Source organism: Cupriavidus sp. UME77, from assembly GCF_014170355.1.
In the GTDB taxonomy this organism is placed as follows: domain Bacteria; phylum Pseudomonadota; class Gammaproteobacteria; order Burkholderiales; family Burkholderiaceae; genus Cupriavidus; species Cupriavidus basilensis.
Map to the genome: position 1 here is coordinate 1 of NZ_LZZU01000065.1, position 21,211 is coordinate 21,211.

Here is a 21,211-nt window from a genome sequence, read left to right on the forward strand (position 1 = left end):
AACCAATCGCGAACCAACCGCGCCATCCGACTCCATGTGGTGCTGTCCTTCTGGCTGCGGCGCCGCAGCGCGCGCCACCAGAGCTTTGCAATTAGGAATCGGAATGCACGTATGGCGTGCGTGTTGGTCGGCACAGCATGGTAGTTGAGGAAGCCTTGCACCACCCGCCTTAGCCATTTCCCCTGCTCCGAGATCGACTGGTGCCATCTGCGTCTCAACTCCTCCCTGATTTCCCGTAGCTTGGCCTGCATCCGGTCGCGCCGGGTGTGCCGCCTAAGCATGAACTTGCCATCTTTGGCTCGTCCACTGATGTGGGTGAATCCGAGGAAGTTGAAGGTCTCGGGCTTGCCCAGTCCCCGCTTGGCTCGATTTGCGGCTGCGAAGCGGCCGAACTCGATCAAACGGGTTTTCTCCGGGTGAAGCCTGAGCGCAAATTGCTCCAGCCGTTGCTGCATGGCACGCCTGAAGCGTTTGGCATCATCGGCCTTGTCGAAGCCGACGACGATGTCGTCGGCATATCGAACGATCACGACGTTCCCCTGCGCATGGCGCTTGCGCCATTGGTTCGCCCAGAGGTCGAAGACGTAGTGCAGGTAGATATTGGCCAGCAAGGGCGAGATGACTGCACCCTGCGGCGTACCTTCCTCGGTGGCCGTAACCACCCCATCTTCCATCGCGCCAGCTTTCAGCCATTTGCCGATCAGGCGTAACACGCGCCGGTCGCCGATGCGATGCTCCAGAAACCGCAGTAGCCAGTCATGGCTGACGGTATCGAAGAATCGACTGATGTCGGCGTCCAGTATCCAGTTCACATAAGTTCGCGCTATCCCGGTGGCCAGTGCATCCAGCGCATCGTGTTGACTGCGCCGTGGCCTGAAGCCATACGAGAACCCAAGGAAGTCCGTCTCATAGACCGCGTTGAGCACTTCCACCACTGCACGCTGGACAATCTTGTCTTCCAGCGCTGCAATGCCCAGAGGGCGCAGCTTTCCATCCGCCTTGGGTATGTACTGCCGGCGGCTGGGCTGTGCCCGATAGGCTTGGCGGTGCAAGCGCCCGTGCAGGTCGCTCAGGTTTTCCTCTAGATCCTGCTCGTAGTCGCTCCATGTCACCCCATCGACCCCGGCCGCCGCCTTCCGTTTAAGCCAGAAGAACGACGTCTGTAGCAACTCAAGATCAATCAGGTGGAACAGTGCTGTGAACCGTTCCTTCTTCCTTTGCCTTGCGGCTTCCCGCACACGGACTAATCTCTGGGACACGCTGATCCGGCTCAGCGTCCGGGACGTGTGTAACCAATCCGTGTTCCCCTTGGCCTTCCCCCTTGGCTCCACCGACTCCGCCTCCGGTTGCCCGGACTTGTTCGCCAGCTTCGTCGCTACTATGGGGAAGTCCGACTTCTCTCGTCCGTACATCATCGGCTGAGTCGTCCGGGCGCTCGCGCAAGCGCGCCCGTCCGTGTTGCCTTCCGCAAACAGTAGTGCGTCGGCACCCGGGACTGGATAAATTTTTCGCGGCTCAATGGCTGGCCTATACGCACCCCTGTCAACGCTTCGCTGCGCGCCTCGCGGCGCACAACGCATGACTCGGGGACAGCGTGATTCGCTAAATCTTCTGCTGTCAGGGACTTTCACCCTTTACTCCTTGCCGGTTAGCCGGCGCACACTGTATGTTTATACAGTACCACGGATGCGCGCAAGGGTGAAGCGGTGGGGACGTCGAGCGATGGAAATTGATAATAGTCAGCGGCGCCGTGCTGCATCGGTGGCATGAGAATATGCTGCCATCGCAATGACCTCCCGCCATGATGACGATCGCTCGCCTGCTCTGCTTCCCGCTGATTGCCTTGCTCGCCGTCAATGCAAGCGCCGCCGCTCCCGACGAAGCATCCCTGGGCAGGGCCGAGGGCTATCCACCGGCTCGCAGCCTGAAGCAAGCCTACACGGAGCCCTATCTCGTCGGTTCGTTCAGCGCGATGGACAGCTTCAATCCATCCTGTGCGCTCGCTCCGGCAGACGATCCGCTTGCGCTGAAGAAGGCCGCCACCGAGACGCCGTTCAGTTACCGCTTTCGTGGCAGCAAGCTGACACTGGACGACTACATGCAGCGACAGCGCGCCACCGGGCTTCTGGTCGTGAAGGACGGCGAGATTGTCGCGGAGCGCTACAACTACATGCGCGGCGCCGACATGCGGATGCTCTCCAACTCGATGGCCAAGACGATTACCGCGCTGGCCATCGTCAAGGCGCAGGAAGAGGGCTTCATCCGCTCGCTTGATGACCCTGCCGAGACCTACGCGCCCCAACTCAAGGACACGCTGTACGGACAGACCCGAATCGTGAATCTGATGCGCATGTCCTCGGGCGCCCGGTTTATCGAGGACTACTCGGAGCACGACGACCGGGTCCGGTTCAACGATGCCGTGCGCCGGGTTGGCGTTGCTCAGGCCGCCCGGCTGATCACGGCGCGCAGCGATCCCGAAGGGCAGCGCTTCAACTATGCCGGGGCTCAGACTCAAATCCTGGGGCTGGTGTTGCGCGGCGCCACGCGCCGCACGCTCTGTGATTACGTCGATGAGAAGCTATGGAAGCCGATCGGCGCCCAAGCGCAGGCGACCTGGCTGGTGAATCCGGCCGACCAGGACGTGTTCGCGCAAGGCGCCTTCAATGCCACGCTGCACGACTACGCCCGCCTGGGCCTGATGATGGCAGCCGACGGACTGGTGAGAGGCACCGCCGTGGTATCACGTGACCACCTGCTCGCGATGACGGACGCAACACGGCAACCCGAAGCATTTCGGCCGGGGCAAATGCAGTACCACGGCAGCACCTACTACGGTTATGGCCTGCAGACCTGGATCCTGCCCAGCAGTCACCGCCGCTTTGCCCTTCTGGGTGTCTACGGGCAGGCCATCTTCGTCGATCCCGCATTGAACCTGGTGGTGGTGCATACCGCTGTCGGCAAGGATGCCGCGGGCGACGCGAGCGGCGCCCACCTTGGCGCGGAACGCGACGCGCTGCTGCGTGGCATCGTATCGGCCTATGGCGACTGGTAGAAACGTGGATTGCCCCGGGTGTGCGCCTTGGGTCGATCGTCGTCGCGGACCCGGTCAATTCGGCGGGCGCCCCGGATCGTTGGCGAGGCCGGCCTCAGGAGGCAGACGGCCTGGCGGGCATATCAACCCAATCAACCCAATCGACCCGCTATTGCCAGTTGCCAGTTGCCAGTTGCCAGTTGCCAGTCTCCAGTCTCCAGTCAATGCAGCAGGGCATCCTCAAAAGCCATCTGCTCTGCCGCATCAAACAGCGCCCCAAGGCTCGCCGCCCCCGCTGCCGCCATCCCGTCATCGCTGCCCGCGCGCCGCACGGCGTCCAGGCTGCGCCGCATCCCGGCTACCGCCGCGCCCGGCAGCAACGTGGTCAGGCTAACCCGGCGAACCCCCAGTTCGCGCAGCCGCTCCAGCGCAACATTCGCGGCCGACGGGCTTGGCGCCAGCCCGGTCCCGGCGCTCAGCGTCACCGGGATATCCAGCGCGCGCACCAGCCGGGCGATATCGTCCTCGGTGCGCGGTGCAATGGGCAGCAGCATATCGGCGCCCGCCGCCTGGTACGCCCTTGCCCGGAGGATGACCTGCTCGGTGGTTTCGCAGGCAAATGCGTCCGTGCGGGCAATGATCATGAAGTTGCTGTCGCGCCTGGCGCGCTGCGCGGCGTCGATCTTGGCGAGCATCTCGCCAAGCGGCACCACCTCCTTGGCCGCCGCCGAGCCCCAGCGCCTTGGCACCACCTGGTCCTCGATGTTCAGGCCGGCCGCGCCAGCTTCCTCGAACAGTTCCACGGCGTAATGGACACCGCGCGGGTTGCCATAGCCGGCGTCCGCATCTGCGGTGATGGGAATGGATGAGGCGCGGGTCAGCCGCCGGCAGTGCTCCACGCATTCCGTCAGCGTGAGCAGGCCGATGTCCGGCACGCCCAGCAGGCTGTACGACAGCATGGCGCCGCTGATGCAGGCGCTCTGGTAGCCCGCCTGCTCCACCAGCCGCAGGCTGAAGATATCGTGGACGGCAGGCGCCACGACGAACGATTCCCGTTGCAGCAGGGTGCGCAGGGATGCGGTCTTTTGAACCGGGGCAATGCGTGGCATGGACTTAGGATCGCGAGGATGGTTGGAACGTCATGGGGCTTGTCACTCCTTGGGCATGCCGTCGGCCAGCTTGCGCATCATGGGCTTGCGCGCGGCGATTTCCCGGGCCCACTCGTCTCCCGGCAGGTAGGCCAGCACCGGCGCATCGTTGCCGGCCTTCTTCAGGTACTCCGGATCCTTGAGGGTCGCCCGGATGGCCGCGCGCAGCTTCTCCACGATGGCTGGCGGCACGCCCGCGGGCACCGCGATCCCCCGCTCGGCCGGCATCACATCGTCAAAGCCTTGCTCCCGGGCCGTGGGCACATCGGGCAGCGAAGCGGCGCGCTTCTCCCCCATCTGCGCGATGATCTTCAGCGGCACGGCCTCCTTGCTCGCATCCTGCAGCTCGCCCGTGGTGACCGCCGCAAGATCGATATGCCCGCCAAACAAAGCCGTCTTGGATTGCGCCGTCCCGTTATAGGGGATGTCGGTGACCTTGACGCCCGCCACGTTCTGCAATTGCAGTAGCGCCAGGTGCCCGTTCGTCCCGACCCCGTTGTGACCGAAAGACAGCGACGCCGGCTTCTTCTTCAACGCCGCCACCACGTCCTTCAGGTTGTTGTACGGGCTATCCTTGCGCGTGACCAGGATGGTCGGGTCGCTCAGCACCCGGGCGACCAGCCGCAGCGCGGCCGGATCGAAGCTGGTCTTCCGGTACAGCGGCGAAAACGCCATGGCCGGCAGGTTGACCACGCCAACGGTGTAGCCGTCCGGCGCCGAGCGCATCAGGTTGAGGTTGGCGATCTCGCCAGCGGCGCCGGGCTTGTTCTGCACCACCAGGCTGGCGTTTGCGCCAAGGTAGCGCTGGATGAACGGCGCCATCGTGCGCGCCATGGTATCGGTGCCGCCACCGGCGGCAAACCCGACATAGACCTGGATGGGATGATCGCTGGGCCATTCCGCCCTGGCCGGCGTCGCCGCCACGCCCGTTGCGAACAGAAGCAACGCGCCCAGCGTGTGGATTGCGTGATGCGCCTTGCATGCCTTGAGCCCGTGCCGCATGATCTTTCCCTCTCCCAGCCGATATTGACAATGGCCAGACGATACGTACCTCCCGCGCGGGAAGAAAGCGACAAATCCTCACGTCCCCCGGTGAGATTCTGGAATGACCGCACGCGAGCCGGGCAGCGAACGCATCGCCGGGCCAAGGCATCGCCATGACACTCAAGCAGCTGGAAGCGTTCTACTGGGCCGCAAAACTCGGCAGTTTTTCCGTCGCCGCCGCGCGGCTGCATGTCACGCAGTCATCGCTGTCAAAGCGCATCGCCGAGCTGGAAGACGATCTGGGAAAGGCCTTGTTCGACCGTACCGGGCAACGCTCGGTGATCACCGACGCGGGCGAGCGCCTGCTTGAGCATGCCGCCCAGATCCTCGACATCGAAAGCCGCATCCGCTCGGACCTGGACATGGCAAGCGCGCTGCGCGGGAGCTGCCGCTTCGGCATCAGCGAGCTGGTGGCGTCCACCTGGTTTCCGAGCCTGGTCGCGCGGGTGCGCGAACTGCACCCGAACCTGGTGCTGGAGCCACAGGTGGACCTGACGCGCAACCTGGAACGCAAGCTGGAGCGCGGCGAGCTGGATTTCGCGATCATTCCCGGCCCCTGCGCTTCGCCCAACCTGTCGCAGGAGAAGGTCGGCGAGCTGGCGTACAAATGGATGGCGGCGCCGCAGCGGCTGGCTGGCGGCACGGTCCTCACGCCCCGGCACTTCACCGAGCATCCGGTGATCATGCTTAGCGCGGAAGCGGGCCTGACGCAGGCCTTCGAGAAATGGGCGGCGGCGCAGAAGCTGGAGATTCCCAGGGCGCTGGTTTGCAACAGCCTGTCGGCCCTGATTGCCATGGTGATGGCGGGCGTGGGGATCAGCCTGTTCCCGCAGTCCTACGTGGAGCCGTTTGTGCGTGCCGGCAAGCTGGCGGAGCTGACGAGCACGCCGGCGCCGCACAACCTGTCCTACTATTTCCAGTGGCGCACGGGGGACACGCGTGCCGTGGTCCGGTCGCTGAAGGCAATCACGATGGACGAGGCGGATTTCTCCGTGAGCTCGCCGTTGTGGCCGGAGGCTGGGAAGGCAAGAAGGCAAGGGCCGGGCGCACGGCAAAAATAACGCAATCGCTGGCGACAGAGGCGCGCCAGCCAGGCGCGTGCGCCCCGCCCTCCCCGCCTCAGTCCAGCGGCCGTCCGGGCCGGAACCCGTCCCGCAGTTCCCGCTTGAGCACCTTCCCGATCGCACTGCGCGGCAGCACATCCACCAGTTCCAGCACGGCAAGCCGCTGCGTCTTGCCAACCTGCTCGTTGGTCCAGGCCATCAAGGCATCACCAGACACCGTGGCACCATCGCGCCGAACCACAAAGGCCACCGGCGTTTCGCCCCAGCGCTGCGAGGGCACGCCAACCACCGCGCAATCCAGCACCTCCGGATGCTGCTGCAGGATCCCTTCGAGATCGCTGGGATAGATGTTGAATCCGCCGCTGATGATCATGTCCTTCTTGCGGTCCATCAGCGTGAGGAAGCCGTCTTCGTCGAAGCGGCCAACGTCCCCGGTGCGGATAAAGAGCTTGCCGGTGGCGTCGCGCCATTCGGCCGCGGTCGTCTTCTCCGGCTGCTTGTGGTAGCCGGCCATGATGGCGTTGGAATGGCCGACGACTTCGCCGATCTCGCCCACCGGCACTTCATTGCCGTCGTCGTCGATCAGGCGGATGTCATGGCCCTCCATGGGCTTGCCCACGGTGTGAAGCTTGTTGGGGAACTCGTGCGCGGCCAGCACGCAGCTGCCGCCGCCTTCGGTCATGCCGTAGTACTCCACCAGGCCGCCGGGCCAGCGCTTGAGGATATCGGCCTTGAGCGCGGCGGAAAGCGGCGCGCTGGTGGAGAACTTCATCCGGTACGACGACAGGTCGTAGTCACCGAAGTCCGCGCGCGCCATCAGGCGCTGGTATTGCACCGGCACCAGCATGCTGTGCGTGACGCGGTGCTGCGCGGCCAGTTGCAGATAGCGCTGCGCGTCGAACTTGGGCATCAGCACGGCGGTGCCGCCTAGCGCCAGGGTGGGGATGAAGCTCACCAGCGTGGTGTTGGAGTACAGCGGCGTGGAGATCAGCGTGACGGCGTCGGGGCCGTAGCCGCCGGATTCCTGGACACGGCGGATCTGGTTCCAGCGCAGGGCGTGGGCGTGCACGATGCCCTTGGGCGTGCCGGTCGTGCCCGAGGAGTAGATGATGTTGAACACCTGATGCGGCGCGATGGCATGCGCTTGCGGGCGGCTGCCGTGCGGGGCCAGCCAGGCTTCGAACGCGAGCCCGGCGGGGGCGTCGGCCAGCCCGATAAGGCGGGCCTGGATACGATCCTTCACCGGCTCGATCTCGCGCAGGACGTCCGCGTCGACAAAGAACACCCGGGCGTCGGAGTCTTCGACCATGCCGGCCAGGCTTGCCGGCGTGGAGGACGGGGCGAGCGGCACCAGGGCAACGCCGGCGCGCAGGCCGCCGATCAGGATGGCGGCGTATTCGATGGACGCTGCCGCGCAGATGGCAAGCGAGGCGCCGGGCTCCAGGCCGTCGCGTTGCAAAGCGGTGGCGACGCGGTCGGCCAGTGCGTCGAACTCGGCATAGGTAAGCGAGCCCCGGCTGTCGACGACCGCGACATGCCCGGGCCGCTCTGCGGCGTGCAGGCGGACGCAGTCCGCGAGGTTGCCGATCGGCTGCGTCAGAAATTCTGTGATGCCCATAGGAAGGTCCTGTCTCCATTTGGCGTCGCGATCAACAGGTCCGGGGGACCGCCTTCGCGCGCGAATTTATCGTCTTGAACGTCCAGGGCAGCGGCGTTCATCCCGTGGGCCTGCCGGTATTTCCGCAGGCCGGGGTAGATTTTCGCATGGACACGGCAAGGCTGCCCCACACCGGTGGGACAGCCCGCACTAACAGGTAACCACGAGGTAACTACGAGGTAACTACGCAGGTCATTTCAGCGCGCAACCTGGCTCAAAGCGGCCCGCCATCCCCGATCCAGTAGGGGTTGCGGCCATAGTACTCATGCAGCGTGGTGCCCCATTGAGGATCCGCCATGGCCGGCCAGCTGTCCTTGTCGAAACCCGGGGCATCCTTGATGCGTTGCGCGGTCACGCCGATGCGGAAGCACTTTTCGTCGGTGTCCAGGGTGAGCGCGCCCCAGGGAATGGCGTGCAGCGTGTCGCCCATGCCGAGGAAGCCCCCGCTGGTAAGCACCGCGTACGCAATGCGGCCACCGCGCACGTCGAGCATGATCTCAGAGATCTTGCCGACATGTTCGCCGTCCGAGGAATAGACCTTGTCGCCCTCGAGCGTCGATGCGCCCATGACATCGGGGCCCGGGCCATCGCCCACACCGCGGCCGACAATGGCCGCGCCCCTGCTGCCGGCAGGCATGCCGGGATTGAGTTGTCCCATGTTCGTCTCCTGAAAAAGGGTGGTGCCAGAGAGCGCGCAACGAACATGCCAGGCCGTTGGGGCAGGCGGCGCCGCGGCATGGGCTTCGGGATCACGGGAAGAATTACAAAAGCCGGTAACTTTCTTTCCTTTCCGACCCGTGCCGACCCGCCCTGTTGCCGCAACGAGCGTGCGTTGCCACATGGCACGAAAGCTGCGCCTGGACCCTGCCCCCAAACACTCTTCAGGAGAACCCACATGGAAACCGTTGGCAATGGACAATCGTCGGCGCAGGACGAGGCCTCGCGTATCGCCGGCAAGGTTGGCACGGCTACCTCGAACGTGCTGGATGCCACCAGATCCGCCGGCCGGCAGATCGGCGCTGTCGCGCGGGACGAAGCTTCCGGCCTCAAGCGCGAGCTGGACGACCTGATCGCCCGCCTGCCGTCCCTGTCGGCCACCGCGATGGAAGAGGCCAAACAGGACTTCCTGCACAAGATGGCCACGACCAAGGAGGCGGCCAAAGGCATCTCGGACAACGTGCGCCAGCAGATCACGCAGCGCGCGGAGGACACCGCGGCTTATGTCAAGGCGCAGCCGCTGCGGTCCATGGGCATGGCGGTTGGCGTTGGCATCATCCTGGGCCTGCTGATGTCACGCAGCGCTGGCCGAGATCGAGACTGAAGCGCACCAAGGGCGGACCAAGGCGCGCACCGGCTTCCTGGCGAGGCCGGGCAGCCCTGTGCCGCCGCAGCACCCCTGTTTGTGAGCCAATTTGTAAGCCACTTGCTGACGCCGGATTCCTCGTCCGCCGATGCGCATTTACCGTCTTTCCGACTTCGCCCCGGCCCGCTCCCTCCTAGCATGGAATCAAGGGCCCAGCCCCGAGCGCGGCTAACGGCCAGCGGCCAGCGGCTAACGGCTAACGGCTAACGGAACCGGGAGAACGGAAATGCGATCAGACACCACCAACCTGCATGCGATCGTGGCCAAATGGATTGGCCCTGCCGAAGGCCGGCCGGTGCGCGTTGCGCGCTTCGGCAGGATGTGTACCGGCCGGGTGCCTTATGTCGGCGTGGAACGCGAGGCCGACATGCTGTTTTTCTTCCGCCACGGCGACGGCTCGTGGTGCGTGTTTCCGCCGGCTAGCCAGGGGACGGCGGCGCGCAGCGCCTGACGCCTGACCGCCTCCAGTTACCTCCCTTATGTCATCCACGCGTCATCCACGCGTCATTCACGCAGACGGCTCATAGTCCACCTGGTGGCGTGCAATGCGCAAGTCACCCAGTTCCTCCTTCACCCGCAGGTGCTCCGGGTGGGTAGCGTACCCCTCCAGCGCCGATTGCGATTCGAACTCGGAGTACAGGACCACGTCGCAGGCGTAGTTGACCTTGCTAGAGTCCACGCCGACTTCCAGGTGGCGCATTCCGGGGATCCGGCCGCGAAGCCCTTCGAACGCAAGCTTGAGCCGCGCCACGGCGTCTTGCTTGTCGACTTCGGTTTCTCCGCGCAGGTTCCACATCACGATGTGTTTGACGATGGACACGATTTCTCCCTTTGCCGATCTTGGCGGATCTTGGCTGATTTTCCTGATGTTCCCGATGTTCTTCACGTCAAGCCAACGCGCGGCCAACGTCAGGCCGGCGGGAAACCGACCTTCTGCGGCCACAGGTTGCTAAAGCCATGCACGGTCGACTGCCCATAGACCCCAGCCTGCGTGAAGGGCTCCCCGGCCAGCCACGCCTTGGCCTCGGCAAGCGACGGAAAATCGATCACCAGCAGGCTGCCGGCCATGGTGGTGCCGTCCTCGGCCAGCAGCGGGCCCGCAAAGGCGATGCTGTCGGCCTTGGCGCCGAGATAGACCTTGTGCGCCGGGCGCACGCGGGCGCGCAGTTCGCCCGTGCCGGGCTTGTCGAGAAGATGGAATACGAACAGCATGAGGCCTACCTCCGGGACGGCGCCGGCGCTGCCGGTGCCGGGTTGAGAATGAAATCGAAATCCAGCGTGTAAAACGGCGTGGCCGATGGCGTGCCATCCGGGGCGGTGCCGGCCTCGTGCCGCACCCAGTCCCCGATGAGGGAGCTGCGCACGCCGAAGACCGCGTCGGAATCCAGGTACTCGCCGCCCTCCCGGAACACATGGGTGATGAGCGTCTCAAACCCCGGCGCCGAGATCATGAAGTGCAGGTGCGCCGGACGCCACGGATGGCGGCCCATGGCATCGAGCATGCGGCCCACCGGGCCATCATGCGGAATCGGGTAGCACTCGGCGACGATCGACTTGAAGTGAAAGCCGCCGCGCTCGTCGGCTGTCAGCGTGCCGCGGCCCTGGTGGCCATCGAGCCCCGCCTGCTGCACATCGTAGAAGCCTTCCGAATCCGCCTGCCAGACTTCCAGCCGCGCGTTCGGCACCACCTCGCCCGTCACGCTCTTGACCTTGCCACTGACGTAGCACGGCTCGCCGGTCATGCCGTTGGCTACGTCGGCGCCCAGTTCGTACTCTGGCGCGTCGTCCACGTAGAACGGCCCGAACACCGTGGCCTCGGTGCAGCCGCGCGGCTTCTTGTGGTTCTGCGCGGTGACCAGCGTGGACAGGCCAAGCGTGTCGGACAGCAGGATGAACTCCTGCCGGCTGCCGGTGCAAGTGTGGCCGACTTCGGTCAGGAACTTGATGCCTTCGGCCCATTCCGCCTCGGTGAGATGCACCTCGCGGGCAAAGGCGTGGAGATGCTGGACCAGGCTGGTCATGATCTCCTTCATCCGCCCGTTGGGCATGTCGGCATGCCGCGCCAGCACGGCCTGGGTGATGGTCTCTTCGTCTAGGTTGCGCATGATGCGTGTTCCCTTGTGGTCGTTCTTGCGGACGTTCTTGTGGACGTTCTTGTGGTCGTTATTGTGGTCGTTCTTGCGGACATCAGGATCAGGCCTTGGCGGCATCTTCCCAACGCGGGCAGGCACGCTTGCTCACCGGGATGTCGATCGACTGGTAGTTGGTCTTGTCCACCACCGTGGCCGGCAGCACGATGCTCTGCGTGACCGGCATGCCGCGCAGCTTGCGGATGGCGGCGGTCATGCCCAGGCAACCCTGGGCAAATCCATTGTAGTCACCCGTGGCAAGCATGGTGCCGGCCTTGATCGCGTCGATGGCCTCCTGCGTGCCGTTGATGCCGGACACCAGCGCCTTGCGGTTGGCGCCCTGCAGCGCCTCGATGGCGCCGATGGCCATGGCGTCGTTGGTGGCAAAGATGCCGTCGATCTGCGGGTACGACTGCATCAGGTTCTCCATCACCTGCAGGGCCTGCAGGCGCTGGTAGTTGGCCGGCTGCGAGGCCACCAGCTTGATGCCGGGGAAGGCCTTGAGCGCGTCGTGCATGCCTTTGACGCGGTCGATATTGGTCAGCGAGCCCTTGATGCCTTCCAGCAGCACCACATTGCCCTTGCCGCCCATGGCCTTGAACAGGTGCGTGGCGGTCTTCAGCCCCAGGTCGTAGTCGCTGGCGCCGATGAAGGAGACGAAATTGCCCACGTCGCTCTTGTCGGTCACGTTGACCACCGGGATGTTGGCCGCGTTGATCTTCTTCACGCCAGGGCCCATGGCCTTGTAGTCCACCGGGACGAAGACGATGGCGTCGGCCTTCTTGACGATCACGTCCTCGATCTGGCTCATCTGCTCCGGGATGCTGTCCGGCTTGGTGGGGATGTAGTGGGTGACGCGCGCGTTCATGCTCTTGGCCGCCGCATCCGCGCCCTGGCGCACGACCTGGAAGAATGGGTTGGTCTGGTTCTTGGTGAACACCGCGATGCGCTCGCCGTCCGCGTGGGCCGGCGCGGCCAGGATGCCGAGGGCCAGCAAGCCGGCCAGTTGCTTCAGGTTACGTACGTTCATGTTGTCTCCTTTGTCTTGAATGAAAAGCTTGCGAGCTTGTTTGACGACGTCGAGCTAAGACCTCACGCCCAGCCGCTTGCGCGACAGCGTATCCAGGAATACCGCCAGCACCACGATCACGCCCGTCACCAGCGGTTGCCAGTTGGCGCTGACGGTGAGCAGGTTCATGCCGTTGAGCACCAGCGTGAGGATGATGGCGCCGACCAGCGTGCCGGATACCCGGCCCACGCCGCCGAACAGCGAGGTGCCGCCGATCAGCACCGCGGCGATGGCGGGCAGCGTCAGCGCCTCGCCGATGTCGCCCTCGGCCGAGTTGAGCCGCGCCAGGAACACCAGGCTGGCGATGCCGGCCATGGCGCCGCTCACCAGGTACACCAGCACCAGCCGCCGCTTGACCGGCACGCCGGAGAGCCGGGCCGCGACGGGATTGGCGCCGAGGGCGTAGATCTCCTGGCCATAGGTGGTCTTCTGCGACATGGCGGTGCCCGCCACCAGGAACGCCAGCATCAGGTACACCGGAATGGGCACGCCCCACAGGTAGCCGCTGCCGATCGCCCGGAACGCCGGCGGGAAGCCGTGGATGGTCTCGCCCGCCATGAACCAGTAGGTGACGCCGTGCAGCACCCACAACATGCCGTAGGTGGCAATGAATGGCGGGATGCGCAGCATGGCCACCAGCAGGCCGTTGGCCAGCCCGATCAGCGCGCCGGTGCCCAGCCCTGCAACCACGCCGAGCAGGGTGGAGCCGGTGGCCTTCATCACGGTGGCCGCCACGCAGGCCGACATGGCCACGTTGGCGCCCACCGACAAGTCCAGCCCGCCGGTCAGGATCACCAGCGTCACGCCAGACGCCAGCAGGAACAGCAGGCTGGCCTGGCGCAGCACGTTAAGGATGTTGCCCAGCGTCAGGAACGCGTCGGACGCCACCGCCAGCAGCAGGCACAGCAGGCCCAGCGCAAACAGCCGGTAGGCAAACGAGCGGGCATCCGCCGAAAGTGGCGGGAACAGAGTCGCCGTGTTCATGCTTTCCCCTTGAACGATTCGATCAGCAGCACCACCAGCACCAGCAGCCCGATGGCCGCCACCTGCACCGACGACTGCACGCCCACCAGGTTGAGCCCGTTGCGCAGCACCCCCACCGCCAGCACCCCTAGCACAGTGCCGGGCAGCCAGCCGTTGCCGCGGTCGAAGGTGGTGCCGCCCACCGCCACCGCGGCGATGGCATCGAACTCCAGCCCGATGGCCGCCGTGGGGTGCCCGGCATTCATGCGCGCCGTGAGCAGCAGCGCGGCCACGCCGGCCATCAGCCCGCCCAGCGCATAAACAGCGATCAGATAGACATTGATGCGCACGCCGGAGAACTTGAGCGCCTCGCGGTTGCCGCCCAGCGCGAACACATAGGCGCCAAAGCGGGTGTGGTAGAGCAGCCAGTGGAACAGCCCGTAGAACCCCACCGCGATCCAGATCGGGAGCGGCACGCCCAGCAGTTGCCCGGCGTAGATCAGCGGAATCGTGTCGCCGATACCGGTCACGCTCTGGCCATCGGTGGCCACCAGCGCCAGCCCCTGCGCGACGCCCAGCGTGCCGAGCGTGGCCACGAACGGCGGGATCTCCAGCCACGACACCAGCGCACCATTGAGCAGGCCGAACGCCAGCCCGGTAAGCAGCGCCGCGCCCAAGGCCAGGGGCAGCGATTGCGTGGCCACCATCACCATCGCCAGCACCACGCCGCACAGCGTCAGCACGGCCCCCATGGACAGGTCAAGCCCTTCGGTCATGATGATCAGCGTCATCGGCAAGGCGATCAGCAGCAAGATCGTGGATTGCGCGCCGATGTTCAGCAGGTTCTCCACGCTCAGGAAGCCCGAGCCCGTCGCGCTGAAGCCCAGCGAAAGCAGCAGCAGCACCCAGACCGATCCGGGCACCTTGCCGGTGGACAGGCCGAGCGGCCGCGGTAGTGCGTTGGTATCAAGCATCGTTCATCCCCAGTTGCAGAATGCGTTCTTCGGTCATCTCGCCATGGGCGACTTCGCCGGCGATGCGCCCGCCGCGCATGACATAGGTGCGGTCGCAGACATTGATGATCTCCGGCAGTTCGGAGCTGATCAGCAGCACACCGGCGCCCTGCTTCACCAGGCTGTCGATCAGCGCAAAGATCTCGGCCTTGGCGCCGACGTCGATGCCGCGCGTGGGCTCGTCGAAGATAAACAGCTTCGCTTCGGCGACCAGCCATTTGCCGATCACGATCTTTTGCTGGTTGCCGCCGGAGAGGAACTGCGCCAGCTGGTTGCCGTCGGGCGTGGCTATGCGCAGCCGCGCGATCTCGCGCTCGGCCAGCGCCTCGGCCTTGTCTGCGCGATACCAGCGCGCGGGAAAGGCGCGCCGCAAGCCGGCCAGCAGCAGGTTGTCGCGCACCGTGCGGATCAGCGCCAGCCCCTCCGACTTACGGCTTTCCGGAATCAGCGCGGCACCCAGCTCACGGGCGCGGTCCGGGCCGCCGGCCAGACGCTTGCCAAAGATGTGGATTTCGCCCTGCTGGATCGGGTCCGCGCCAAACACGGCGCGCGCCACCTCGCTGCGGCCCGAGCCCACCAGCCCGGCCAGGCCCACGATCTCGCCGGCGCGCACCTGCAGGTTGATATCCGCGATGCCGGTGTCCGCGCTGACGTTGCGCACGTCCAGCGCCACTTCGCCCAGTTGCGCGCTGCGCTCGCGGCTGTAGCTCATGTCGACCTTGCGCCCGACCATGCGCGCCACCAGTTCGTCCGGGGTGGCGTCGCCGGGCAGGCAGGCGCCTACCTTGCGGCCGTCGCGCAAGATGGTGATGCGGTCGCCCAGCGCAAAGACCTCCGCCATGCGGTGCGAGATATAGATCATCGACACCCCATCGGCCTTGAGCCGCGCGATCACGGCGAACAGCTTCTCGGTCTCGCGCTCGGATAGCGCCGCGGTGGGCTCATCCAGCACCAGGATGCGCGCGTTCTGCGACAGCGCCTTGGCGATCTCCACCATCTGCTGCTGGGCCACGCCCAGCGCATGCACCGGCGTGCGCGTGCTCACCTCCATGCCCAGGATATCCAGGATGCGGCGCGCTTCGGCGTGCATCCTGGCGGCATCGACGGAGCCGGGAATGCGCCCGCGCGGCTCGCGGCCCAGGAAGATGTTCTGCGCGATGTCCAGGTAAGGCACCAGCGAGAACTCCTGGAAGATCACCGCGATACCAAGGCGCATCGTGTCGGCCGGGCTGGCGATCGCCACCGGGCTGCCGTCGTGATAGAACTCGCCGGCATCGGCCACGTAGACGCCGCACAGCACCTTCATCAGCGACGACTTGCCGGCGCCGTTCTCGCCCAGCAGCATATGCACCTCGCCGGGGTAGATGGCGAACGACACATCGTCCAGCGCCTTCACGCCGGGGAAGTGCTTGCAGATGCCGCGCATCTCGAACAGCGGCGTGATTTCGGTGATTGCGTTCATGATGCGAGCCTGAAGATCTTGCCGGCGCCGATGCCGATGCCGATGCCGTGCGGGGCGGGTTGTCGATGCATGTGGTCTCCTTCTTATCGTTGGTATCGTTGGTATCGTTGGTGGCTTCCTGGCGCTGGTGGCACGTTGATGACGGCAAAGGCAACTGCATTTTCACCGCCCCTGCGGGGCGGCGACCTACTTTCTTGTCTTGCCAAGAAAGTAGGCAAAGAAGGCGCGCCGGATGGGGCGACACCCCAGGGCGCCCCATACGGCCTGGGTGAACCTCCACGGCTCGCTTCGCATCGCCGTGGGTGTTTCCCGCCCCTTCGGGCGGGAAACACGGCTACCACAGTGGTTGATCTTGCCGCTGGTTGGCTCCCCTCTCCCACTTGTGGGCGCCGGGGGAGAGGGCGGGCGGTCACTCGAAGTGACCGTGTTTGCCGCTGCCACCGCCCTTCCTTTTGCCTGCGCGACATCGCTTGCGCTCACTGCCCCGCCGCCAGGCGTTCGCCCGACGCGCGCAGCGCTTCAAGCTTGCCCGGCAGCCCGTCCACCAGCAGCCGGCCGTGGCGCTTGCGCGCCTTGCCTGCCACGAACACGCTGTCGATATTGGCCAGGCTGGCCTGCATCACGATGGCGCTCACCGGGTCGTGCAGCGGCATCATGTTGAGCTTGCGGGCGTCGATCATCACCAGGTCGGCCTGCTTGCCCACGGCCAGCGAGCCGATGCGGTCTTGCATGCCGAGCATCCGCGCGCCGGCCAGCGTGATCCAGTCCAGCGCATCGCGGCAGCTCACCGCGTGCGCGGGAGCGATCTCGCCGTGCTGCTGGCGGTACCCGGCATGGTCCAGCGCGCGCTGGATGCCCAGCGCCATGCGCGCGGCGATGAACATCTCGCCGGACAAACCCGATTCCAGGTCCACGCCGAGCGACGGCGCGGCGCCCAGGCGCGTCAGCCGGCCCGTGATGGGGAAGCCATGGCCCTGCGTCAGTTCGTTCTCCGGCGTGACGGAGAAGCTCATGCCCAGCCCGACGAAGCGCGCCAGCTGCGCGTCGGTGAGGTTGTTGCCGTGCACGATGTTGATATGGGGGCCAAGCAGCCCGGCCTGCTCCAGCCGCTCCCACCCCTGCGGCGTGCGGGCGCTGCCGCCGCCCTGGTGCATGCTGGCCAGCAGGCCAAATTCCCGTGCCAGCGCAAAATCGTGCAGCGCCACTTCCAGCGTCGAGTAATGCGGGCCGAGGATGGCCAGGCCGAGGCTGAGCAGGGATGAGCCTTGCAGCCGCCTGGACAGGCGTTCCACCTCGCCGCGCGGGTGCGGCATTTCCCAGAACGGCAGCGCGCCGGGCTTGGGGTCTGGCTTGGGTGAGCCGTGCAGGAACGCGGCGCGGATGCCGGCATGCTCCAGCGCGTCCAGCGCGGCATCGCTGTGCGCCGGCGTGGGATTGTTGTGGCACCAGTCCACCAGCGTGGTGGTACCGCAATCGAGCTGGTTCCAGGCGCCGACGAGCGTGGCGATGCCGATGTCATCGGGCGTGAAGCGCGTGGCCAGCCCGGCATGCATCTGCCGGAAATACTCGGTCAGCGTCCAGCCCGAGGCAACGCCGCGCAGCGCGGTCTGCCAGGTGTGCATATGCGCGTTGACAAAGCCTGGGGCGACGATGAAGCCGCGCGCGTCGATCAGCTCGGCGCCGTGCGCTTCGAGATGCGGTGCGATGGCGGCGATGCGCTCGCCGTCGATCAGCAGATCGCCGGTGAACTCGCCGAGGGCGGGTTCCATGGTGACCAGAGTGGCCCCGCGTACCAGGATCATGGGTGTGTCTCCGTTGCCTGGCGGCGCTGCCTGTGGCCGGCGCGCCGCTCTGGGTTTTGCAGGCATCCTGTCCTGCCTGACAGGCGCTGGAACAAACTCTATACTGCCGGCAAATGGAAAAAAACGACGGATAAGGAAATCTTCTTTCCGCCAGGCGAGAGAATCAAAACGGCTCGCGCGGCGGACCAAGGGACACACGGGGAGACAAGGCATGGACCGTTGGACCGAATTCGAACTCTTCGTCCAGATCGCGGAGCTGGGCAGCATCAGCAAGGCCGCCGAGCGCCTGGACATTTCCAACGCGGCGGCAAGCCGCTACCTCACCTCGCTGGAGCAGCGGCTATCGGCGCGGCTGATCGAGCGCAACACGCGCCGTCTTTACCTGACCGATGTGGGGCACGAGTTTTTCCGGCGCTGCAAGGGCGTGCTGACGGAAATGAAGGAGGCGGAAGCCGCGGTCAACGCCAATGTGCTGGAGCCGGGCGGCACGCTGACGGTCACCGCATCGCTGTCGTTTTCCATGAAGCACCTCGCGCCGCTGCTGCCGGATTTCACCAGCCTCTATCCCAAGGTGGACGTGAACATCCTTGCGGCCAACCGCTACTACGACATCATGGACAGTGGCATCGACCTGGCCATCCGCACGCGGGAGTTCGAGCCGGACTCCGGCCTGACCGTGCGCCGGCTGGCCGAGACGCGCCGCATCCTGGCCGCCTCGCCACGCTACCTGGACCGCATGGGCACGCCGCGCAACGTCGACGACCTGCTGCGCCACCACATGCTGATCTACTCGTACGCCAACCGGCCGCACGAGCTGGCCTTTACCCGCAATGCAGAGGAGAAAACGATCACGGTGCGCAGCAAGCTGGAGTCCAACGACGGCCAGGTGATCCGCGCGGCCGCGCTGGAAGGCCTGGGCATCCTGGTGCAGCCCAAGTACATCGTCTACGACGATATCGTGGCGGGCCGGCTGATCCCGGTGCTGGACGACTGGGACCTGCCCCGGCTCACCATCAACATCGCCTTCCAGAGCCGGCGCTACCTGGCCGCCAAGGTGCGCCTGTTCATCGACTACCTGGTGGCGCACTTCGAGCGCATGGACTACGAGCGCAAGTGGACGTCGTGACGGTGCGCTTAAGCGCCCTGCCTAGCCATTGACGCTGGGCAGCCCGGCGGCGAGCCGCGTGGACTTGATCACCGCGGCGTAATCGTCGCCGGCCATGCCCTGCGCGGCGGCGCCCTGCAGCATCTGGCCCAGCAGCGCGGTGAGCGACAGCGGCACGCGCAGGTCGGCGCCCGCATCCAGGATCAGTCCCACGTCCTTGAGCATCTGGTCCACGGTGAAGGTGGGCGTGTAGTCGTTCTCGACCAGCTGCGCCGACTTGGCCTTGACGATGGGCGCGGCCACCGCGCTGGCGGTGATGACAGACCACATGTCCTGCCACTTGAGGCCACCCTTGGCGCCGAGTGCCAGCGCTTCGGCCAGCATGCCGGAGGTCAGGCCGATCATCAGGTTCACCACCAGCTTCATCAGGCGCGCTTGCTCGGCTTCGCCCAGGTAGAACTGGGCCGGCCCGAGCGCGGCCAGCAGCGGCTTTGCCGCCGCATAGGCGGCCGCCGGGCCGGATACCAGCGAGGTCAGCTGCGCCGCCTCGGCCATCTTGTTGTTGCCGGATACCGTCACGCGCAGGTACGGGATGTTGCGCTGCGCCAGCACGGCGGCCACGCGAGCGGACGCTTGCGGCGACACCGTGCTGGTATCGATATACAGCGTGCCCGGCGCGGCCAGCTCAGCCACTTGCGCGCCCACGGCCTCGAAGGCCGCATCGTGCGGCAGCGAGCTGAACACAACGTTCTTGCCGGCGGTTGCCTGCGCGAGCGAGCCGGCCGTCTTCAACCCGGCCTGGCGCGCGGCTTCCAGCACGGCGGGTGACAGGTCGAAGCCTTCGACCGCGTGCCCGGCCGCGGCCAGGTGACGCCCCATGGGCAAGCCCATCTTGCCAATTCCGATAAAGCCGATCTGCATTGTTTGTCTCCGGTGCGCTATGCGCTATGCGTTGTGCGTCGTGTGTGGTGTGTTTGCTGGCCCGCTCAGTCCGGGCGCACGCCTTCAAAGGCGGCCTGCAGCAATTCGCGAATCGGCGCGCGCTCGATCGGGCGCGGATTCCAGTACGGGTTGGCCAAGGCGATATCCGCGGCGCGGTCCAGGTCCTCGGCCTTCATGCCGATATCGCGCAGCGCCGTGGCCGCGCCATGGCGGGCGGCCAGGTCGTAAAGCGCGGCGGCGGCGGAGATGCCCTCCCCGCCCATGGCCCGGCGGATCCGCGCCATGGCATCGGGCGCGGCCAAGGCGTTATAGGCCATGGCGTGCGGCAGCACCGCCGTGTGCGTCTCGGCATGGGGCAGGTTGAAACTGCCGCCCAGCGTATGGCACAGCTTGTGGTGCAGCGCCATGCCGACGCTGCCCAGCACCGTGCCGCACAGCCATGCACCGTAGAGGCAATCGGCGCGGGCATCCAGGTCGGTGGGCGCAGCGAACACGCGGGGAATGCCGCGGGCCAGCGCCCGGATGCCCTCCTCGGCCATCAGCGACGTCACCGGGTTGGCATCCTCGGCGTACAGCCCCTCGGCGGCGTGGGCGATGGCGTTCAGGCCGCTGGTCACGCTCAAGGCCACCGGCAGGCCCACGGTCAGCACGGGATCGTAGATCACGGTGCGCGGCAGCACGCGCGGGTCGCGGCCGGTTTTCTTCAGGCCGGCGTCGGTGAGGCCATAGATCGGCGTCATCTCGGACCCGGCGTAGGTGGTGGGAATCGCCAGGATCGGCAGGCCGGAGGTCAGCGCGATGGCTTTGCCCAGCCCGGTGGTCGACCCGCCGCCAAGGGCGATCATGCAATCCGCGCCCACTTCCTGCGCGTGCGCAATCGCCGCGCGGGCGGATTCCACCGGCACGTGCATCACGGCGCCAGGATAGATGCCGGCGGACAACGGCCCGAGCGCGTCGGACAGCCGCGTTGCGTCTTCGGCCTGGTTGGGCGTGCACAGCACCAGCGCCCGCCTGGCGCCCAGCCGCTCCAGTTCCGGCCCCACCTGGCTCAGGGTGCCCGCGCCAAACAGCACGCGCGTGGGCTGGGCCACGTATAAAAATGACGTTGGCATGGCTTTGTCTTCCTCCGCAAGGATCAGGTTCTATGCCCGCTTGTCGTGTGTCTTGCCCGGCGCTTGTGGCCTTGCGCAGCCATGAACCACAGCCAGCGGACGCGCCAATGGACGTTAGCCTTCCGCCGGGCGGAAAGAAATGCCGGGATGGGAAAACACTCTTGACGCAGGCGGAAGAATTCACGCCTTTTACTAACGGATGTCGCGCGGCGCCGGATTCGGTGCTAGCTTCCGGGCTGGACTAGCGCACTTTTCGATTCTGTCCTGCCAGCGCGGTCCCTTCTGCCATTCCACCCTTGCGCAAAGC

The 21,211-nt window shown here is 66.0% G+C and carries 20 protein-coding genes; 5 read left to right on the top strand and 15 right to left on the bottom strand.

The features are described 5' to 3' along the window. On the bottom strand, window positions 1–1,412 hold a 1,412-nt coding region (gene ltrA / locus A9975_RS26120), incomplete at its 3' end, for a group II intron reverse transcriptase/maturase (protein WP_370565523.1). A 389-nt stretch (window positions 1,413–1,801) separates the two neighbouring features. Here ltrA and A9975_RS26125 point away from each other — a divergent pair. After that, window positions 1,802–3,052 (top strand): serine hydrolase, encoded by a 1,251-nt coding sequence (locus tag A9975_RS26125; protein WP_255503454.1) that lies wholly within the window; start codon window positions 1,802–1,804, stop codon window positions 3,050–3,052. A gap of 200 nt (window positions 3,053–3,252) precedes the next feature. On the opposite strand, the gene A9975_RS26130 is transcribed toward A9975_RS26125, so the two are convergent. Together A9975_RS26130 and A9975_RS26135 are read right to left on the bottom strand one after the other, a co-directional pair. After that, on the bottom strand, window positions 3,253–4,140 hold the full coding sequence (locus A9975_RS26130) for an oxaloacetate decarboxylase (protein ID WP_183035278.1): 888 nt from the start codon (window positions 4,138–4,140) through the stop codon (window positions 3,253–3,255). A 42-nt stretch (window positions 4,141–4,182) separates the two neighbouring features. Continuing rightward, a complete protein-coding gene (locus A9975_RS26135; RefSeq protein WP_183035279.1) occupies window positions 4,183–5,181 on the bottom strand; it encodes a tripartite tricarboxylate transporter substrate binding protein in 999 nt (332 codons plus the stop codon). Between the two features lie 155 nt (window positions 5,182–5,336). Here A9975_RS26135 and A9975_RS26140 point away from each other — a divergent pair, with 155 nt between their 5' ends. Next, on the top strand, window positions 5,337–6,284 hold the full coding sequence (locus A9975_RS26140) for a LysR family transcriptional regulator (protein ID WP_183035280.1): 948 nt from the start codon (window positions 5,337–5,339) through the stop codon (window positions 6,282–6,284). A gap of 58 nt (window positions 6,285–6,342) precedes the next feature. Here the strand turns inward: A9975_RS26140 and A9975_RS26145 are convergent, their stop codons facing one another. Together A9975_RS26145 and A9975_RS26150 are read right to left on the bottom strand one after the other, a co-directional pair. Next, on the bottom strand, window positions 6,343–7,905 hold the full coding sequence (locus A9975_RS26145; protein WP_183035281.1) for a class I adenylate-forming enzyme family protein: 1,563 nt from the start codon (window positions 7,903–7,905) through the stop codon (window positions 6,343–6,345). Between the two features lie 253 nt (window positions 7,906–8,158). Beyond that, window positions 8,159–8,602, bottom strand: a complete 444-nt coding sequence (locus tag A9975_RS26150) for a PRC-barrel domain-containing protein (protein WP_183035282.1) — start codon at window positions 8,600–8,602, stop codon at window positions 8,159–8,161. Between the two features lie 237 nt (window positions 8,603–8,839). Here A9975_RS26150 and A9975_RS26155 point away from each other — a divergent pair, with 237 nt between their 5' ends. Both A9975_RS26155 and A9975_RS26160 read left to right on the top strand, forming a co-directional pair. Beyond that, complete coding sequence (locus A9975_RS26155) at window positions 8,840–9,265, top strand: YqjD family protein (RefSeq protein WP_183035283.1); 426 nt, start codon at window positions 8,840–8,842, stop codon at window positions 9,263–9,265. A gap of 268 nt (window positions 9,266–9,533) precedes the next feature. Next, on the top strand, window positions 9,534–9,758 hold the full coding sequence (locus tag A9975_RS26160) for a hypothetical protein (protein WP_183035284.1): 225 nt from the start codon (window positions 9,534–9,536) through the stop codon (window positions 9,756–9,758). 57 nt (window positions 9,759–9,815) lie between these two features. Here A9975_RS26160 and A9975_RS26165 read toward each other — a convergent pair whose 3' ends face one another. The 8 genes from A9975_RS26165 to A9975_RS26200 form a co-directional block, all read right to left on the bottom strand. Beyond that, complete coding sequence (locus A9975_RS26165) at window positions 9,816–10,127, bottom strand: Dabb family protein (protein WP_370565527.1); 312 nt, start codon at window positions 10,125–10,127, stop codon at window positions 9,816–9,818. An 89-nt stretch (window positions 10,128–10,216) separates the two neighbouring features. After that, window positions 10,217–10,519 carry a YciI family protein gene (locus A9975_RS26170; protein ID WP_150989025.1) on the bottom strand — a complete coding sequence of 101 codons (303 nt, stop codon included), beginning with the start codon at window positions 10,517–10,519 and terminating at the stop codon, window positions 10,217–10,219. A gap of 5 nt (window positions 10,520–10,524) precedes the next feature. Continuing rightward, window positions 10,525–11,412 carry an intradiol ring-cleavage dioxygenase gene (locus A9975_RS26175; protein ID WP_183035285.1) on the bottom strand — a complete coding sequence of 296 codons (888 nt, stop codon included), beginning with the start codon at window positions 11,410–11,412 and terminating at the stop codon, window positions 10,525–10,527. An 88-nt stretch (window positions 11,413–11,500) separates the two neighbouring features. Further along, entirely contained in the window at window positions 11,501–12,466 is a 966-nt protein-coding gene (locus tag A9975_RS26180) for a sugar ABC transporter substrate-binding protein (RefSeq protein WP_183035286.1), read from the bottom strand. 54 nt (window positions 12,467–12,520) lie between these two features. Further along, entirely contained in the window at window positions 12,521–13,489 is a 969-nt protein-coding gene (locus A9975_RS26185; RefSeq protein ID WP_183035287.1) for an ABC transporter permease, read from the bottom strand. Then, window positions 13,486–14,442, bottom strand: coding sequence for an ABC transporter permease (locus tag A9975_RS26190; RefSeq protein WP_183035288.1), 957 nt, complete (start codon window positions 14,440–14,442; stop codon window positions 13,486–13,488). Before A9975_RS26190 ends, A9975_RS26185 begins: the two co-directional genes overlap by 4 nt. Continuing rightward, a complete protein-coding gene (locus A9975_RS26195; protein WP_183035289.1) occupies window positions 14,435–15,943 on the bottom strand; it encodes a sugar ABC transporter ATP-binding protein in 1,509 nt (502 codons plus the stop codon). Before A9975_RS26195 ends, A9975_RS26190 begins: the two co-directional genes overlap by 8 nt. 476 nt (window positions 15,944–16,419) lie before the next feature. Beyond that, the gene (locus tag A9975_RS26200) at window positions 16,420–17,745 is read right to left on the bottom strand and encodes an amidohydrolase family protein (RefSeq protein WP_183035290.1); all 1,326 of its coding nucleotides are present in this window, start codon (window positions 17,743–17,745) and stop codon (window positions 16,420–16,422) included. A 211-nt stretch (window positions 17,746–17,956) separates the two neighbouring features. Here A9975_RS26200 and A9975_RS26205 point away from each other — a divergent pair, with 211 nt between their 5' ends. Further along, window positions 17,957–18,871 carry a LysR family transcriptional regulator gene (locus A9975_RS26205; RefSeq protein ID WP_183035291.1) on the top strand — a complete coding sequence of 305 codons (915 nt, stop codon included), beginning with the start codon at window positions 17,957–17,959 and terminating at the stop codon, window positions 18,869–18,871. Between the two features lie 21 nt (window positions 18,872–18,892). Here the strand turns inward: A9975_RS26205 and A9975_RS26210 are convergent, their stop codons facing one another. Further along, complete coding sequence (locus tag A9975_RS26210) at window positions 18,893–19,771, bottom strand: NAD(P)-dependent oxidoreductase (protein ID WP_183035292.1); 879 nt, start codon at window positions 19,769–19,771, stop codon at window positions 18,893–18,895. 65 nt (window positions 19,772–19,836) lie between these two features. Further along, window positions 19,837–20,904 carry a maleylacetate reductase gene (locus tag A9975_RS26215; RefSeq protein ID WP_183035293.1) on the bottom strand — a complete coding sequence of 356 codons (1,068 nt, stop codon included), beginning with the start codon at window positions 20,902–20,904 and terminating at the stop codon, window positions 19,837–19,839. Window positions 20,905–21,211: the final 307 nt, after the last annotated feature.